The 17,082-nt window shown below is 42.1% G+C and carries 13 protein-coding genes and 7 tRNA genes; 13 read left to right on the forward strand and 7 right to left on the reverse strand.

The genetic code is table 11. The features are described 5' to 3' along the window. Positions 1-29: 29 nt before the first annotated feature. A complete protein-coding gene (locus FN961_RS21950) occupies positions 30-2,306 on the reverse strand; it encodes an acyl-CoA dehydrogenase (protein ID WP_373293471.1) in 2,277 nt (758 codons plus the stop codon). A gap of 23 nt (positions 2,307-2,329) precedes the next feature. After that, complete coding sequence (gene psrA, locus FN961_RS21955) at positions 2,330-2,965, reverse strand: TetR family transcriptional repressor PsrA (protein ID WP_144042309.1); 636 nt, start codon at positions 2,963-2,965, stop codon at positions 2,330-2,332. Positions 2,966-3,162: 197 nt separating this feature from the next. Here psrA and FN961_RS21960 point away from each other — a divergent pair, with 197 nt between their 5' ends. The 3 genes from FN961_RS21960 (at position 3,163) to FN961_RS21970 (ending at position 6,419) form a co-directional block, all read left to right on the forward strand. Then, complete coding sequence (locus tag FN961_RS21960) at positions 3,163-5,001, forward strand: M2 family metallopeptidase (protein ID WP_144042310.1); 1,839 nt, start codon at positions 3,163-3,165, stop codon at positions 4,999-5,001. Positions 5,002-5,377: 376 nt separating this feature from the next. Beyond that, positions 5,378-5,944 (forward strand): YybH family protein, encoded by a 567-nt coding sequence (locus FN961_RS21965; RefSeq protein WP_144042311.1) that lies wholly within the window; start codon positions 5,378-5,380, stop codon positions 5,942-5,944. Continuing rightward, positions 5,934-6,419 (forward strand): YchJ family protein, encoded by a 486-nt coding sequence (locus tag FN961_RS21970; protein ID WP_144042312.1) that lies wholly within the window; start codon positions 5,934-5,936, stop codon positions 6,417-6,419. The genes FN961_RS21965 and FN961_RS21970 overlap by 11 nt, the downstream gene beginning before the upstream one ends. 58 nt (positions 6,420-6,477) lie before the next feature. Here the strand turns inward: FN961_RS21970 and FN961_RS21975 are convergent, their stop codons facing one another. The 3 genes from FN961_RS21975 to FN961_RS21985 form a co-directional block, all read right to left on the reverse strand. Next, the gene (locus FN961_RS21975; protein WP_144042313.1) at positions 6,478-8,646 is read right to left on the reverse strand and encodes a putative bifunctional diguanylate cyclase/phosphodiesterase; all 2,169 of its coding nucleotides are present in this window, start codon (positions 8,644-8,646) and stop codon (positions 6,478-6,480) included. 141 nt (positions 8,647-8,787) lie between these two features. Continuing rightward, positions 8,788-9,075, reverse strand: coding sequence for a DUF406 family protein (locus tag FN961_RS21980; protein ID WP_144042314.1), 288 nt, complete (start codon positions 9,073-9,075; stop codon positions 8,788-8,790). Positions 9,076-9,185: 110 nt separating this feature from the next. Next, on the reverse strand, positions 9,186-9,677 hold the full coding sequence (locus FN961_RS21985; protein ID WP_144042315.1) for a VC2046/SO_2500 family protein: 492 nt from the start codon (positions 9,675-9,677) through the stop codon (positions 9,186-9,188). Between the two features lie 125 nt (positions 9,678-9,802). Here FN961_RS21985 and FN961_RS21990 point away from each other — a divergent pair. The 5 genes from FN961_RS21990 to FN961_RS22010 all read left to right on the forward strand — a co-directional run bounded on the left by FN961_RS21990 (position 9,803) and on the right by FN961_RS22010 (position 11,577). Then, positions 9,803-9,887 (forward strand) — tRNA-Tyr (locus FN961_RS21990). Between the two features lie 48 nt (positions 9,888-9,935). Further along, a tRNA-Tyr gene (locus tag FN961_RS21995) sits at positions 9,936-10,020 on the forward strand. A gap of 63 nt (positions 10,021-10,083) precedes the next feature. Continuing rightward, positions 10,084-10,168 (forward strand) — tRNA-Tyr (locus FN961_RS22000). A gap of 70 nt (positions 10,169-10,238) precedes the next feature. Continuing rightward, positions 10,239-10,323: transfer RNA gene (locus FN961_RS22005), tRNA-Tyr, on the forward strand. A 192-nt stretch (positions 10,324-10,515) separates the two neighbouring features. Further along, positions 10,516-11,577, forward strand: a complete 1,062-nt coding sequence (locus FN961_RS22010) for a PLP-dependent cysteine synthase family protein (protein ID WP_144042316.1) — start codon at positions 10,516-10,518, stop codon at positions 11,575-11,577. Position 11,578: 1 nt separating this feature from the next. Here the strand turns inward: FN961_RS22010 and queE are convergent, their stop codons facing one another. Next, a complete protein-coding gene (gene queE, locus FN961_RS22015) occupies positions 11,579-12,247 on the reverse strand; it encodes a 7-carboxy-7-deazaguanine synthase QueE (protein WP_144042317.1) in 669 nt (222 codons plus the stop codon). 176 nt (positions 12,248-12,423) lie between these two features. Here queE and queC point away from each other — a divergent pair, with 176 nt between their 5' ends. Both queC and rrtA read left to right on the forward strand, forming a co-directional pair. Beyond that, positions 12,424-13,125 carry a 7-cyano-7-deazaguanine synthase QueC gene (gene queC, locus FN961_RS22020; RefSeq protein ID WP_144042318.1) on the forward strand — a complete coding sequence of 234 codons (702 nt, stop codon included), beginning with the start codon at positions 12,424-12,426 and terminating at the stop codon, positions 13,123-13,125. Continuing rightward, positions 13,113-13,718, forward strand: coding sequence for a rhombosortase (gene rrtA, locus FN961_RS22025; RefSeq protein ID WP_144042319.1), 606 nt, complete (start codon positions 13,113-13,115; stop codon positions 13,716-13,718). Before queC ends, rrtA begins: the two co-directional genes overlap by 13 nt. Before the next feature lie 47 nt (positions 13,719-13,765). Here the strand turns inward: rrtA and uvrB are convergent, their stop codons facing one another. Then, a complete protein-coding gene (uvrB, locus tag FN961_RS22030; protein ID WP_144042320.1) occupies positions 13,766-15,781 on the reverse strand; it encodes an excinuclease ABC subunit UvrB in 2,016 nt (671 codons plus the stop codon). Positions 15,782-16,734: 953 nt separating this feature from the next. On the opposite strand from uvrB, the gene FN961_RS22035 reads away from it, so the two are divergent. The 3 genes from FN961_RS22035 (at position 16,735) to FN961_RS22045 (ending at position 17,046) form a co-directional block, all read left to right on the forward strand. Then, positions 16,735-16,810, forward strand: a tRNA-Asn gene (locus FN961_RS22035). A 52-nt stretch (positions 16,811-16,862) separates the two neighbouring features. After that, a tRNA-Asn gene (locus FN961_RS22040) sits at positions 16,863-16,938 on the forward strand. Between the two features lie 32 nt (positions 16,939-16,970). Beyond that, positions 16,971-17,046: transfer RNA gene (locus FN961_RS22045), tRNA-Asn, on the forward strand. Positions 17,047-17,082 lie beyond the last annotated feature (36 nt).

Consider the following 17,082-nt stretch of genomic DNA (forward strand, 5'->3'; position numbering starts at 1 on the left):
CCTTTCTATTGCTCAGCTACAGTTACTACTTATAAAGTATCAAAGTCATCGACATTAATGGCTGCAAGTCGTAACTCATCAGCCTTAAGTAACGCATCGAGCTCTTCTTGAGTAATGATCGAGCGTTCAGAAGCTAAAGCAAACAACTCGAGGTTACTGAGCTTTTTAGGCAGTACACCTTCACGTTGAGCCGTTTTAATCTTCTTATGGATTTGACGACATGCGTATTGCGCTTTAAATGCATCTTCAACTTCAGTGATCCCGCCTTTATCTTGCTCAAAATCAGGGCAAAGAAATGTCAGACGGTCACGTGCAGGTCCGGGCTTCATCATGCCGCTCACCAACTCCGTCGTCATCTTGTCGCTGGCACCATTAAAGTGGTTACCAATCGGGAAGATTAAAGCTCTCATCACCCAAGCAACAGGACGATTAGGGAAATTACGCAGCGCCCCATCAAGTGCCTTGGCCGCATTTTGAAGTCGAGTGGCCATCACAAAACGCACGGCTGGAAGATCATCATGCTGTCGTCCATTATCTTCAAACATCTTTAACGTCGCAGAAGCAAGATAGAGCTCGCTCAATACATCTCCCATACGCGCCGAAAGCATCTCTTTGCGTTTAAGGTCGCCGCCCATGATCAACATAGAAAAATCAGTCATGAGTGCCAATGCAGATGAAAGTCGAGTCATATCTCTGTAGTACTGTTGTGTTTCACCACTGACAGGAGACTGATTAAAACGACTGCCAGTCAACGCACTAAAGAGTGAGCTGAACGCGTTTCTTGCCGCATAACCGATATGGCCTAACAATAGAGAATCAAAACGCTCTAATGCTGCGCACGAGTCTTCCATCGCGGCAGTTTCCATCTCAGCCAGTACATAAGGATGGCAACGAGTTGCTCCTTGACCAAAAATCATCAAACTACGGGTCAGGATATTAGCCCCTTCTACCGTAATGGAGATAGGATTAGCCATATAAGCATGGCCTAGATAGTTTTTAGGTCCGAGTTGGATCCCTTTACCCGATTGAATATCCATCGCATCGTTAAGCACATCACGGCTCATCTCTGTCATATGGTATTTGGCAATTGCTGTGACGACTGAAGGTTTGACCTTAAGATCAATTCCTGTGGTGGTGAGTCGTCTTGCTGCTTCTAACTGATAGGTATTAGCGATAATGCGCGCAAGTGCTTCCTGAACACCTTCAAATTGACCAATAGCAAGGCCAAATTGGTGGCGTACATAACTGTATGCTGTGGTGGTTTTGGTCGCTGTATGTCCAGCAGCCGTAGCTAATGCTGGCAAAGATATTCCTCGTCCAGCAGACAAACACTCAACCAACATGCGCCATCCGCGCCCCGCATATTGTGGTCCACCGATGATCCAATCAAGGGGAATAAAGACATCTTTACCTTGAGTGGTACCATTCATAAAGGCCATGTTTAATGGGTAATGCCGCTGGCCAATGACCACGCCTTCGTGATCGGTGGGAATTAACGCACAGGTAATACCAAGCGCTTCTTTATCACCTAATAAGCCATCAGGATCTTGCATCTGAAAAGCGAGGCCTAATACTGTCGACACTGGCGCCAAGGTAATGTAACGCTTATCCCAATTGAGTCTTAAGCCTAAAACCTCTTCGCCTTCAAACTGTTGACGGCAAACAACACCGGTATCCGGAATCGCGCCCGCATCACTACCCGCCTCAGGACCGGTGAGTGCAAAACAGGGCACTGCTTCACCAGAAGCGAGTTTAGGTAGCCAATGTTCTCTCTGCTCTTTGGTACCATAATGAGTCAACAACTCACCAGGGCCAAGAGAGTTAGGCACCATTACCGTCACCGCAGCACTCACACTTCGACAGGCCAATTTACCGACTATCGTAGAACTTGCATAAGCAGAGAAGGCTTTACCACCGTACTTTTTAGGAATAATAAGCGCAAAGAAGCCCTCTTTCTTAAAATATTCCCATAATTCAGGCGGCAGATCTTTACGATTGTGAACGATATCAAAATCATCAATCATGGTTAACGCAGTCATGACCTGATTTTCAATAAAATCTTGCTCTTCAGCTGTGAGCTTAGGTTTGCCGTAACTGTGCAAGGTTTCCCAATTGGGTTTACCTCTAAATAACTCCCCTTCCCACCATACATCACCAGCTTCCATCGCTTCTTTCTCTGTATCTGAAAGAGGAGGAAGGACTTTTTTGAAAAACGAAAAAATAGGACGCGTAATAAACTGCATCCTAATACTTTTAACACCCAAGAGCACAATAACAACGAGCAGTGCAAGGATAAATACAGTCATGATTTTACCTTTTAAATAACACCTTAATTAACCGGTACTGACACACCAGCAGACAGGTAGGGAATAACTTTACGAATAACGGCTTCGATATCATTATGTTCGTTAAAATCGGCGGCGGCAATCTCTGTTAACGCATCAGCTGATGCCATAGTGAAAACAACCGTGCCTAACGTAAAGTGCAAACGCCAAAACATCTCAGCTGGCGGAATATGGGGTGCACTATCAGCGACTGCTTTAACGAATAAGGTTAAATGTTCGCCATAATGAGTGGTGATAAACCAACGAAGGTGACCTTGGCTTTCAATATAGCCGCGACCTAAAAGTTGTAGGAAAGTACGAGTCCCTTCCGTTCTTAATTGATTTAAATCCAGCAGCGGCTCAACAAGTGCTGAGAATATATCATTTAGTGATGCTGTTTCATCTGAATTTTGCAGTTTAACAATTTCGGCCGACGCGACCGGCATAAACACATCTAAGTAACGCGCTAAAACAGCTCTGATTAACTCTTTCTTTGAACCAAAGTGGTAATTAACTGACGCAAGATTGACCTCAGCTTTACTGGTTATCAAGCGTAATGAGGTTTCAGAAAAGCCTCGTTCTGCAAATAGTTTTTCCGCTGCATCTAGTATTCTTGTTTTTGTATCGGATCGATTTGCCATTCCGTTGCCTTCCTAACTCTATTTAAAACACTCGTTTAAATTAAACACTGCCACACTTTTTGTCAAACAAAATTAACTGCCCATTGATATCTACGGGGTCAATTACACTGCATTTAATGCTTTTGTAGCCATAAGCTATTAAATATTATTTTTTGCGTTAAAATGTTCCACACAAAAATAACAAGAGATATGAAAGAATGAAACTATATCCTGCAAAGTTATCTAGGCTTTCTCTACTCGTGGCCCTCGCTTTAGCAGCCACAGCATGTCAAAAAGTACAACCAAACAAGACCCCTTCTAATGAAGCATTAGTCGAAGAAGCAAACCAGTTTATCGAACAATCAGAGCAGACCTTGAGTCAACTCTCCATCGATATTAATCGCTCAGAGTGGATCTACAGCAACTTTATCACTGAAGATACAGCGGCATTATCAGCTTCAGTAGGTGAAAAGCACACGGCAACATCGGTGAAGCTAGCCACATTAGCTGCCAATTACACCAATTTACCACTCACTGATGACAACTTGCGTAAGCTTAATATTTTGCGTAGTTCACTCGTACTCCCCGCTCCACTTGATCCAAAGAAAAATGCTGAACTCGCAGCGATTAGCGCTGAACTTAATGGTCTGTATGGTAAAGGCAAGTACTGTTTTGAAGATGGCCGCTGTCTAACTCAACCGGAACTCTCCACCATCATGGGGGAGTCACAGGATCCAGCTAAGTTATTAGAGGTATGGCAAGGCTGGCGTGAAATAGCCAAACCTATGCGTCCACTGTTTGAAAGAGAAGTTGAACTGGCTAACGAAGGCGCTCAAGATCTTGGTTATGCCAACCTATCAGAGTTATGGCGTAGTCAATATGATATGAAACCGGATGAGTTTTCAACTGAACTCGACAGGCTCTGGGATCAAGTTAAGCCACTTTATGATTCCTTACACTGTTATGTTCGTGGTGAACTGAATGAAAAATACGGTGATGATGTTGTGTCTAAACAAGGCGCTATACCCGCTCATCTATTAGGTAACATGTGGGCGCAAAGTTGGGGGAATATCTATGATCAAGTCGCACCACAAGATGCCGATCCTGGGTATGATGTCACTCAACTCCTTGCTGCACAGGATTACGACGAAACGAAGATGGTGAAACAAGCCGAGAATTTCTTCAGTTCGTTAGGGTTTGAAGCCTTACCAGACACCTTCTGGCAACGTTCTTTGTTTGTTCAACCTAAAGACAGGGATGTAGTGTGCCATGCATCGGCTTGGGATCTTGATGACAAAGATGATATTCGCATCAAAATGTGTATCCAAAAAACCGCAGAAGATTTCACCGTCATCCACCATGAGTTGGGACACAATTATTATCAGCGAGCTTACAAGAATCAGCCTTTCATTTTCAAAAACAGTGCTAATGATGGTTTCCATGAAGCCATTGGAGACACCATCGCACTGTCTATTACCCCAAGCTATCTTAAGCAAATTGGTTTACTCGATGAAGTACCAGATGCATCCAAAGATATTGGCCTGTTGTTAAAGCAAGCTTTAGATAAAGTGGCATTTATGCCCTTTGGTCTGATGATAGATCAATGGCGCTGGAAAGTGTTCAGCGGTGAGATAACACCGGAACAATACAACCAAGCTTGGTGGGAGTTAAGAGAAAAATACCAAGGGGTTAAGTCACCGGTAAGCCGCGACGAAAGTTATTTCGACCCTGGGGCTAAGTATCACGTTCCGGCGAATGTACCTTACACGCGCTACTTCTTAGCCCATATTTTACAGTTCCAATTCCATAAGGCGTTATGTGAAACTGCTGGCGACAAAGGTCCTGTTCACCGTTGCAGCATTTATGGAAATAAAGAAGCGGGCAGTCAGTTAAATACCATGCTTGAAATGGGACGTAGTCAACCTTGGCCTGAAGCATTAGCTGTCGTAACTGGCAGTAAAGAGATGGATGCAACTGCTGTACTCGATTATTTTGCTCCCTTACAAACTTGGCTTAATGAGCAAAATACTCAAGCAAACAGACAATGTGGTTGGTAAGTAGACGAACAAAATGTATATATATGTTTCTGTATAAATAGATTTTCAACCTGTTCTAAAAGCGCTAAACAGAGAGTTGTTTAGCGCTTTTTTAATAAAACAATCACTTTTGAAATTCGATAAACACCAAATGTTAAAACTCATTTATATCAATGAAATTAAACAGTATTAGCCATAAATCATACCTCTGCTTTACTGTTCGATTCATCTCTCATTGAACACAGCTCAACAAAGTAACGATATCCGTATGGCTTAAATAACAGACATTATTATTATGCTTAGTACTCAATAAACACACTTTGTTAATAACTAAAACTTTAGTTCATCATTTTCATCTATTATAGTGAGTTCAGTAACCCTTGATTTGAAACCATCAATGACCCTATATAAATTCACAGCGGCTTGTATCTCTTTGCTCTTTTCGATGCTGCCATCGGCTTCGGCCAATACAGAAGACAATGTTGCTTTGAATCAATTTTATACCCAGTTTACTCAGGCCTTTGAGACGTTAGATGCTCAAATAGTGAAAGGTATGTACGCTGAAAATGCGTGTTATGTTCCTGAGAATCAAAGTAAAGGTATAACGATGGGACGAAAAAATATTGTCGCGTTATACGATCAGTTTTTTGGTAAAATCAGACACAAAGAAGCGCATATTGAGGTCGACTTCAGAGTGTTGGAGAGGCAAATCGAAGCCAATAACGCAACTGATATAGGCTATTATTTGATTCGTTTCTACCCTCCTTTAGATGCAGAAGAGCCTGTCAGTGAGTTTGCAGGAAAGTTTGTTACGGTCTCAAAAAAGAAAAAGGGAAAATGGTACCTCACAGTCGACACCAATAATCGTTCCGAGCCCTCTTTTTACTACGATGCAAAACCCACTGCAAACCTGTATTATGGGCATCATTTCTCCCCATTAACTACAGCAAAGAATGACGACTGATTTACCTACATTATGCCCTTGTGGTCAAATTAACCACAACACAGCCGCTTTATACAATGATTGTTGTGCTCCTTACCATAGAGCAGACTCGCTGCCACAAACGCCTGAGCAGTTAATGAGGAGTCGATACAGTGCATTTGTTACTAAACAGCACTCATATTTAATTCAAACGCATCACGCGGATCACTTAAACGGTCTCACCACCGCCCTTTTAGCTGAAAATGATGAGACACAGTGGTTATCTCTTCAGATCATTTCAAGCAAAAGGCAGGAAAATACGGGCGAGGTTTGTTTCCAAGCTTGGTATAGAGACACTGACGATATAGATGCGATTCATGAATGTTCGCAATTTGTACTGGAGAATGATAAGTGGTTTTACACTCATGGCGAGATGAAAGAAGCTGTTTATCCAAAAAGAAACGAAGCGTGTGTTTGCAACAGCGGTAAAAAGTACAAACAGTGCTGCCTGAAATAAACTAATTTGCTTATCTTAATATTGCAGGGCTTAACACGGATGTTAACGGAGCTTTGACTCAGCAATGCCTTAGGAAGTTATCTTTTTCTAAAAACTGGGTGAATTCAGACTCTCTTAATGCTGGGCTATAGAGAAAACCTTGGGCTTGATGGCAGTTATGCTCAGCTAGAAACAGCTCCTGTTCCTTTGTTTCCACGCCTTCTGCTGTCAAAGAGATATTTAGTGCAGAAGCCATCGCAATAATAGCACTCACAATCTCCTGACTTTCATGACTCAAAGTGAGATCAGAGATAAATGAGCGATCAATCTTAAGCTTACTGATCGGGAATTGTTTCAAATAGCGCATAGAACTGTAGCCTGTTCCAAAGTCATCAATGGCCAACCCCACGCCTAGTTCAGTTAACTCCTTGCATAGGTTGGTTGCATATTTAATATCTTCCATCAGTTCAGTTTCTGTTATCTCTAAAATCAACAAACCCGGTTTTAAACGGTAACGAGTGATTAACGTCCATACCTGCTCATATAAATTACCACTAAAGAACTGCCTTGCCGCAACATTCACATGCATCGATAAATTAAGATTATGATGCTGCCACAGATTAAGTTGTTTACACGCAGCCTCTAATACCCAAGAGCCAATAGCATTGATATGTCCGGATTGCTCCGCAATATCGATAAAAGCACCTGGATACAGCACTCCTTTTTTCGGATGATTCCATCTGATAAGCGCTTCAGCACCAATATAGGATCTCTTCTGTAAATCCCTTAATGGTTGGTAATAGAGTTCAAACTCTCTGCCTCTCAGTGCTGTTTGCAGATCTCTTTCAATTTCTGCATTTTCCTTAAAAGTATTAAGTAGAGAGTTATTAAATATTTGAATCGAATCGCCCAATTTCTTTTTTGCATACTGAAGAGCTATATCTGCGCAGGCTAAGGGGAAGAACTTAGTTTCAATCCCTTCTATATTGACGATGGCGAGTGCCGGTTTAGGATCTATCTGTTCACGACCTATGCTCACAGGCTGGCTAATTTGTCGATAGAACTTAGTTGTGGTGAATTTAAGCTCCTCATCGTCTAACTTCGGCAATATTATCGCAAATTCATCACTGCCCACACGGGCTACTATTTCAGTGTCACTAACACTAGCAAAATGCGTGATTCTTCTGGCAATCTCTATCAATAGTACATCACCATTCTCATGGCCATAAGTATCGTTAAAACGCTTAAAGCCACACAGGTCTATTAATAACAGGTGCCCTTTTCTGGTTCTTTCAAGTTGTTTGGTAAAGAAAATTCGATTATACAAGCCCGTTAAACGGCAATGCCAAGCTAGCCTTTCTAGCTCAACCTTATGACGGTGCTCTTCACTGCAATCTTCAGCACTCAACAAAGCGAAGCTGTTGCCTCTATCTGTAATAAATTGCTTTGCGGAGTAGCGGATCCAACACGGAGAGTTATCCTGTTTAAGAATTTTACTCTCACCTTTCACAGCTATCCCTTGTTTAACCTGAGATATGGCAACCTTGGCTTGCTCTGGATGCTGACTGACAAAGTTTAATTCTTGAATGGAGCGACCTATTACACTGGACTTAGGTTTACCCGTAATCACTTCGTGAGCTAAATTGACGTATTCCACCAATTCAGTTTTAAGGTTAATTAACATGGTGACTTGATCAGAACGCTCAGCCGCATTGAGTAGCAGGGTTAACTGCTCCTCTTGATCGTAAGCATCACGTGTTGCCAAGGTTAATGCTAGTTGGTCGGCAACTTGAGAGGCTATTTGAATTTCACTGTCCGACCAGTGAGAGAACTCCATTCTTTCAAGGAACAGAACACCTTCTAAATGCCCATTAATTCTGATAGCGATATCAAGAGTTGATCTCACACCGTTAGGGGCGAAATAATCGTCTGTTAATTCACAAAGTCTAGGATCGCTTCTGGTATCGAAGGCATCAATTAGACGTTTATTTCTTAATTCAGAGATATATTTAGGGCATGAATCAGGCTTAGGGCGTAACGATTTATCTGATGCAAGATGGCCGTAATTGGCCACCGGTTTTATTGAGTTATCACCACAAGAGATGACAACCACGCCAACATGGGTCACTAAAAGCTGCTGGCATAACAATTCGGTGGCTAACTTAGCAGTGTTATGAAAATCACCTTTCTGTTTAGCTTCGGAGTTAACAATCAACTCTAATAAGTGTTGATACTTTCGCTTCTTCACTTAGCTCCCTCAAGTGAGTAAGCAAAGGTGCTTACTCAATGTTTCATTCAACTGCCCAAGTCTTTCAAAATAAACAGAGTAATAATTATTAGTGAGCCAGATTACATGACCAAGTAGCATAGTTGCAACATAGCAGTGAACTTAAATACTATTCTCTAACTGAAAAATCATTTTTTCTGCACTAAAAGCAAAACGGATAAGTAATGTCACCATTTCATTTTCAATCTTTATTTCACTTTCAACGTCTTCGAAGCGGTTCTTTGCTTTATCAGACAAAGTTTGCGCTTTTTCTTGAGCATCGGAGCCTGACAAAGTCACCGTTAATAAAGTATCGTGCTCATCAATCACAGCACCAATATCGGCATAGCTGCCACAGTCAGTACAAGTATCATTCACTAATGCTGATTGTGATTCTTTAATGTTTTTCATTATCTGTTCTACTCATGAGTTTACGTGTTAAGCATTATACGCTATTCAGGCTGTGGGTTTGCGTCAATAAGCTTAAGGTAAATCACAAAATGACACCTTAATGACTCATGCTAAACCATGACACGGCTCATTTGACGTTGTTGCGCTAATTGATCAACAAAATGCGTGTTCAGCGCATCATAAACTACCGACTTAGTATTACCCTTGTATTTCTGCTTGGTTAAATAGTCGCAGTTAGCTAACACTTTCTGCATTGACGATGACTTATCACCTCTAATCACTAACGCCTCTGGCGACAATGCTTCTAATAATTGAAATGCCCTCGCCCCACCTTCTAAAAATGCAATGCTATTATCTCTGGGCAATGGTTGGACCGTTAAATCATTAACTAACGCTTGTTTCTCTGGTAGATCAAACTTGGCGCGCAGTGCTAACTCAGGATCAATCGACTCATCTTGCAGTTGAAATTGCGCCATATCACGCGCATCTGAAGACAAAAGTGCTAATAAAAGCGCAAACTCTCCTCGCCTATCGTGGTCGATAGCATGATTCAGTCGAGTCCCTAATTGTGACTCATTGATTAAAATAGCGCTTGGTCGCATAAAAAAACATCACTAAAACAACTCGTTGATAGTTAATCGACCGTTTAACACATAACTTTAGAAATTAATTAAAATAGGGTCTTTACACCACCACAGTTTGTGACTACTATTGCCGCCGCAAGTGAGGAGGGGTTCCCGAGTGGCCAAAGGGATCAGACTGTAAATCTGACGGCTCAGCCTTCGAAGGTTCGAATCCTTCTCCCTCCACCATTTGCATAAAAGTGTTAAACGTAAAAAGTGATAATAAAGATTATTCGTGGAGGGGTTCCCGAGTGGCCAAAGGGATCAGACTGTAAATCTGACGGCTCAGCCTTCGAAGGTTCGAATCCTTCTCCCTCCACCATCTTTAATCTTTCGAGTCATGAGTTGTACCAAGTAGTAAATTGTAAAGTAAGTAGAAAAATGTGGAGGGGTTCCCGAGTGGCCAAAGGGATCAGACTGTAAATCTGACGGCTCAGCCTTCGAAGGTTCGAATCCTTCTCCCTCCACCATCTCTTATTTAGCAAAGTAATTATTGTAATACCGCGTTAAGTTTCACCGAAAGTAAGTAATAGAAAATGTGGAGGGGTTCCCGAGTGGCCAAAGGGATCAGACTGTAAATCTGACGGCTCAGCCTTCGAAGGTTCGAATCCTTCTCCCTCCACCACTTCTATCTCTTAATCTTCTCTTTTTAAAAACATCATCATTTAACACTATTTACTCCTTGTCTTTAATCCCCTCTTCAATCGCTTTTTTGTTAACGTTCTCATCATCACCAATGTAAAAATCCAGCTTTCGCTTCCTACCTAAATTCTTATTCGTTACTATCAAGATAACTCCATCTAGGTATAAGACAAATATGACGAATTTTTGGGTCAACAAGGCGGTCGAAAAGATCGAATCAGACTATCAACGCAGTGCTGATACTCATTTAATTAAACTTGATATTCCTCTGTTAACAGGAATTGATATCTACCTTAAAGATGAAAGTACCCACCCAACAGGTAGCCTCAAACATAGACTTGCCCGCTCGCTTTTTCTTTATGGCTTGTGTAACGGCTGGATTAAAGAGGGCACAACAATTATCGAGTCATCATCTGGCAGCACGGCTGTTTCTGAAGCCTACTTTGCTCGACTACTCGGCTTGCCCTTTATTGCTGTGATGCCTAAAACAACGGCGAAGAAAAAAGTTGAACAGATTGAATTCTATGGTGGGCGTTGCCACTTTGTCGACCATTCCAGTGAGATTTATGCCGCCTCAGAGGAACTAGCCAGCCAGCTCGATGGTCATTACATGGATCAATTCACCTATGCTGAGCGCGCAACGGATTGGCGAGGCAACAACAATATCGCTAATTCTATTTTCGAGCAGATGACGTTAGAACCCCATCCGATACCGAAATGGATTGTCATGAGCCCCGGTACTGGTGGCACCTCTGCGACGATTGGTCGTTACATACGATATCAGCAACTTGATACTCAACTTTGTGTTGTTGACCCCGAACATTCCGTGTTTTATGACTATTTTACAACTGGAGATAAAACTCTGACCTCTTGTCACGGCAGTAAGATAGAGGGCATAGGCAGACCAAGAGCTGAGCCATCATTCATTCCAGGGGTGATAGACCATATGGAAAAAATACCGGATGCAGCTTCAGTGGCCACCATATATTGGTTAGAAAAGCTGATAGGAAGAAAAGCGGGTCCTTCGACAGGCACAAATCTTTATGGGGTACTCAACATCGCAGCCAAGATGCTAGCCAAAGGCGAACAAGGCTCGCTTGTCACCCTTTTATGCGATTCTGGAGAGCGCTACTTAGATAGCTACTACAACCCAATTTGGGTTAAAGATAATATTGGGGGTTTAACAAAATATGAGGCTAAACTGTCACAGTTTAGCCTTACAGGCAGCTTATCTTAAACTAGTCGATATTTAGATATTTGTGGGTCTGTATCGAAAGGCGCCAATTACGTTCGATACAGACACGCATCGCCAATTCTGTAGCTCGGTCTTTCTGACTTATCGGCTGCAAACAAATTGTCTTACCAGTCAAGTCTATGTCGAACAACAACTCATCAAGATCGTCAATATGAGTTTGAGTGGCTACCGGATGCTTAATTTCATTTGCACGATTCAATGCTTGAGGCAGCACAGCCAAGCCAGCCTTCATCTTTAATTTCGGCGAAACCGTCACCCAAGTCTTATCTGAACACAACACATTAAAGGTGCCACTGGTCTCAATTTGCGTTGAGTAACCTGCATTGTTTAACTCATCAGTCATGGCCGTCAAATCATGTAAACAAGGTTCGCCCCCCGTTATCACGATATGTGATGCGGTGAATCCTTTCTGCTTCATAAAGTGAATCAATTCTGAAGTCGAGAGCTCAGACCAACGCCCAATGGTGCCATCTACTTGGATCACCATCTCAGGTTTTACACGGTTCGTTTCGAGTAGATCCCAAGTATGTTTAGTATCACACCAGCTACAGCCGACAGGACATCCCTGCAAACGTACGAAAATGGCTGGCACTCCAGTATAAAAACCTTCACCTTGGATTGTCTCAAAAACTTCATTAACCGGATACTTCATGCTGAACCTCAAATAGATTGGGCGGCATTTATAGTTTATTTTCTCTTTTCAGGCAAGTCCAACCTATGACTGATGAGCTTAAAATCAATAACTCAGTGATTTTTTTATGTTTGATTATTTGCAAGCTAAGCTGCGTCCGTTAAAATGGTGACTGTTTATTTCAGTAAGTGATCATTATGTCAAAAGCAGTATCCAAGGCGGTTATAGTGTTTAGCGGTGGCCAAGACTCAACCACCTGTCTTATTCAAGCCCTCACTCAATACGATGAAGTTCACGGGATCACCTTTGATTATGGGCAACGTCATAGCCAAGAGATCGAAGTCGCCGAGAAACTCGGTAAGCAACTTGGACTGACAAGTCATAAAACACTTGATGTTTCTATGCTAAATGAGCTTGCCATCTCTGCCCTTACACGTGACTCTATCGAAGTCTCGAATGAGCTGATGGATAATGGCTTACCCAATACATTTGTTCCTGGCCGTAATATTCTATTTTTAACCCTTTCAGGTATCTTTGCCTATCAATTGGGTGCCGATACTGTGATCACTGGCGTGTGTGAAACAGACTTTTCAGGCTACCCAGATTGTCGTAATGATTTTGTCAAAGCGATGCAATCTGCATTAGAGCAAGGAATGGATAGGCCACTGAACTTGTCGACCCCGTTAATGTGGCTAAATAAAGCGGAAACATGGGCACTAGCAGACAAATATCACAGTTTGAGTTTAGTAAGAGATGAAACCTTAACCTGTTATAACGGCATTATCGGCACAGGGTGTGGTACCTGCCCCGCCTGTTTACTTAGACAAAAAGGGCTAGATGACTATTGCAGCAACAAGCCACAAGTGCAACTTGACTTGGAAGCTAAATGTCAAAGCTAACATCACTTTTTGGTAAGAGCTGGCCGATGATAGCAGTGATCTCACTCATTGCTATCGCACTGTACTTCGTCAATCTAGAAAGCCTATTAGCATACCGACGAGATGACATTGGGTTAGGTGAATATTGGCGACTGTTTACCGGTAATTTACTGCACACCAATAATTGGCACCTGGTCATGAACTTGGCTGGTCTTTGGGTGATCATGTTGCTTCATCAGCAGTACTATCGCTCTGTTAGCTTCACATTTATCTTCGTCGCGCTCTGTTGGTTACAAGGCATCGGGCTATACCTTTTTTATCCAGGGCTACTCGGTTATGTTGGCTTAAGTGGCATGTTACATGGTTTGTTTACCTACGGCGCACTCAAAGATATTAGTGTCGGTATGCGATCAGGATACTTATTGCTTATAGGCGTTATCGTGAAAGTCGGTTATGAGCAATGGTTTGGTGCAAGTGAGCAAGTCACTGAAATGATTGGTGCTCGTGTCGCGACAGAAGCCCACCTCATAGGTGTTATCACAGGTATTATCGTGTTTACTTGCGTTAAGCTTTATCAAACCTTTTCAAATAAAGCCCATAAAAAAGCGGAGTAACCTCCGCTCTATTCAATACTCATTAATTTAAACTGTTCAGTTTAGCATCATGCCTTAATCAATTCAGCGTGCAGTCGCCTAACTTGATCTCGTACAGCAGCGGCTTGCTCGAATTCAAGGTTCTTCGCATGTTCATGCATCTGTTTCTCCAGAGAATCAATTTGATGGCTGATAGAAGCCACGCTTTGGACCTTGTAATCACTTTTCGTTTCAGCGATATGACGTAGATCAGCCAGATCCGTTTGTTGATACTCTTTGCCGCCAATGTCCATCACATCCGTGATCTTCTTAGATACCCCTTTGGGAACAATCCCATTATCGAGGTTAAACTGATGTTGTAATTTACGTCGTCGCTCGGTTTCACCCATCGCTTTAGCCATGGAGTCGGTGATCCTGTCAGCATACAGAATCACTTTGCCATTGATATTACGTGCAGCGCGGCCAATGGTTTGTATTAACGAGCGCTCAGAGCGTAAAAAGCCCTCTTTATCAGCATCAAGAATACACACTAAGGAGACTTCTGGTAAATCTAATCCCTCTCTGAGCAAGTTAATCCCAACCAGTACATCAAACACACCGAGTCTAAGGTCGCGAATGATCTCAACACGTTCAACAGTATCAATATCGGAGTGTAAATACCTCACTCGTACTCCATGATCGTCTAAGTACTCAGTAAGATCTTCTGACATGCGTTTGGTTAATGTTGTTACCAATACGCGTTCGTTAACTTTGACGCGATGACCAATCTCAGATAAAAGATCATCAACTTGAATGGCAACAGGACGCACTTCAAGTACAGGGTCGAGTAAGCCTGTGGGCCTAATCACCTGTTCAGCAATGTCCCCACCACTCTTTTCTATCTCATATTTACTTGGTGTGGCTGACACGTAGATAGTTTGAGGCATTAACTGCTCAAACTCTTCGAATTTTAACGGTCTATTGTCAAGCGCTGAGGGCAGACGAAACCCATACTCAACCAAGTTCATTTTTCTGGAACGGTCACCTTTATACATAGCGCCAATTTGCGGCACAGTAACATGTGACTCATCGATAATCAGTAAACCATCATCAGGTAAGTAATCAAGCAAGGTTGGAGGTCCGGCTCCCTCAGCTCGCCCAGAAAGGTATCTTGAATAGTTTTCAATCCCTGAGCAGTAGCCAAGCTCAACCATCATCTCGATGTCATACTGAACTCGTTCGCTTATACGCTGCGCCTCAATCAACTTATTATTGTCGAGTAATTGTTGCTTCCTAACTCTGAGTTCCTCTTTTATCTCTTCAGTTGCCGCCAAAATTTTCTCTCTTGGCGTGACATAGTGACTTTTGGGATAAACAGTCGTGCGAGCAATACGTTGCACGATATGACCCGTTAATGGGTCAAACAGGCTTAATCGTTCAATTTCATCATCAAAAAGCTCAATGCGTATGGCATTACTATCAGAATCGGCGGCAAAGATATCAATCACTTCCCCTCTAACTCGATAAGTTCCTCGCTTTAGCTCAATATCATTACGGGTATATTGCAATTCACTTAATCGATGCAATATATCCCTTTGTCCCATCATGTCACCTTGTCTAAGGTGCAGTAACATCTTCATATAGGATTCGGGATCGCCAAGACCATAGATAGCCGACACCGAGGCAATTAACACCACATCTTTTCTTTCTAGCAGTGCTTTTGTCGCCGATAAACGCATCTGTTCAATGTGCGCATTGACGGAGGCATCTTTCTCTATAAAGGTATTGGTTGATGGTACGTAGGCTTCAGGCTGATAATAATCATAGTAGGAGACAAAATATTCCACCGCATTGTGGGGAAAAAACTCTTTCATCTCACCATAGAGCTGGGCTGCCAAGGTTTTGTTTGGCGCCATGATGATTGTCGGGCGCGCCATCTTCTTGATGACATTCGCAATAGTAAATGTTTTGCCTGAGCCAGTGACTCCAAGTAACGTTTGACACGCTACGCCGGCTTCAATGCCATCCACCAATTTTTCAATCGCTTTAGGCTGATCCCCTGCCGGCACATATTGAGATACAAGTTGAAAAGATGATTCTGACACTAACTGCTCTTCCTAAATAATGGTGGTTCAATTTTAATCGTGTAATAACTAAATACTAGTGTAATGTCTGGCAAGCTTTAAAATCTAAAGTACGAGCTATACCCAATGAGGTTTATCACCCACTCAAAACACTGACAATCTATTCACACTGCTCATTATGAAATTATATAACAATATCAAAAACACCCTAATTATCTTATGAAATCGCTACAAACCCAAGCAATATGGGAAAATAATGCACAATTCTTCGTAACTTAACGGTTGCATTTTGATTACGAAATTATGTGACAAAAAATAAAGTCTTGATTTTAACAACTCATTGTTAATTATGAGTTTTAAATATTATGAATTAAAATGTGTAATTTAACCTCAAGCCACTATTTCCAAGGCTTTGAAACACGTTTTCTAGCTTAACCCACAGGCTTATCCACAGATTTAGTGGATAACTCAAGCGACCCCCTATCGCACGGGACTTTAACGATGGTTTTCGCTATCCGGCTAAAAACAGAACAACCATGTAATTTTACTACATTTGGAATATTCCAGAGAATATTTCCTCTCCATCCATCCAATCTAATATGGTTATCGCTTAACATTCTGCACATAAGTAGTAGACTGAAAACTGGATATTGAGTTCCATTATTATGTGCTAACGTTAGTCCATTAACCATCTGAAATGGCTATAAGGGTTATATTTGAGTGTTTATAAGGTAAGAAGTAAACCTTTTATTGTTAAACCCACCATTTTTCACTGACTAAACCTGTGATTTACTGCGAATAATCGACACATGATAGAGTGAGAGTTGTACCATAACGATGGAATCTGCACCATGATGTGCGTTTGATGAGCACTTAACTACTTAAATTCACTTTTTTTTGTCAGTCGAGTTGACTCATCATGAAGAGCGATTTAATATGCGCTCCGTCTTCAACGATGAATAGCTTTAAACGATTCCCCTGTAGTTCAGTTGGTAGAACGGCGGACTGTTAATCCGTATGTCACTGGTTCGAGTCCAGTCCGGGGAGCCAAAGTTATTCAAGTTAAAGATAAACAGGTGTTAACCTGGTGAGTAAAGAATGTTCCCCTGTAGTTCAGTTGGTAGAACGGCGGACTGTTAATCCGTATGTCACTGGTTCGAGTCCAGTCCGGGGAGCCAAGCTTTAGACACAAATTAAATTTTAAATCGATTCCCCTGTAGTTCAGTTGGTAGAACGGCGGACTGTTAATCCGTATGTCACTGGTTCGAGTCCAGTCCGGGGAGCCAATTTAAAGTTGTAAATGTTAAAGATAAATCGATTCC

This window comes from Shewanella hanedai (assembly GCF_007197645.1).
In the GTDB taxonomy this organism is placed as follows: Bacteria; Pseudomonadota; Gammaproteobacteria; order Enterobacterales; family Shewanellaceae; genus Shewanella; species Shewanella hanedai.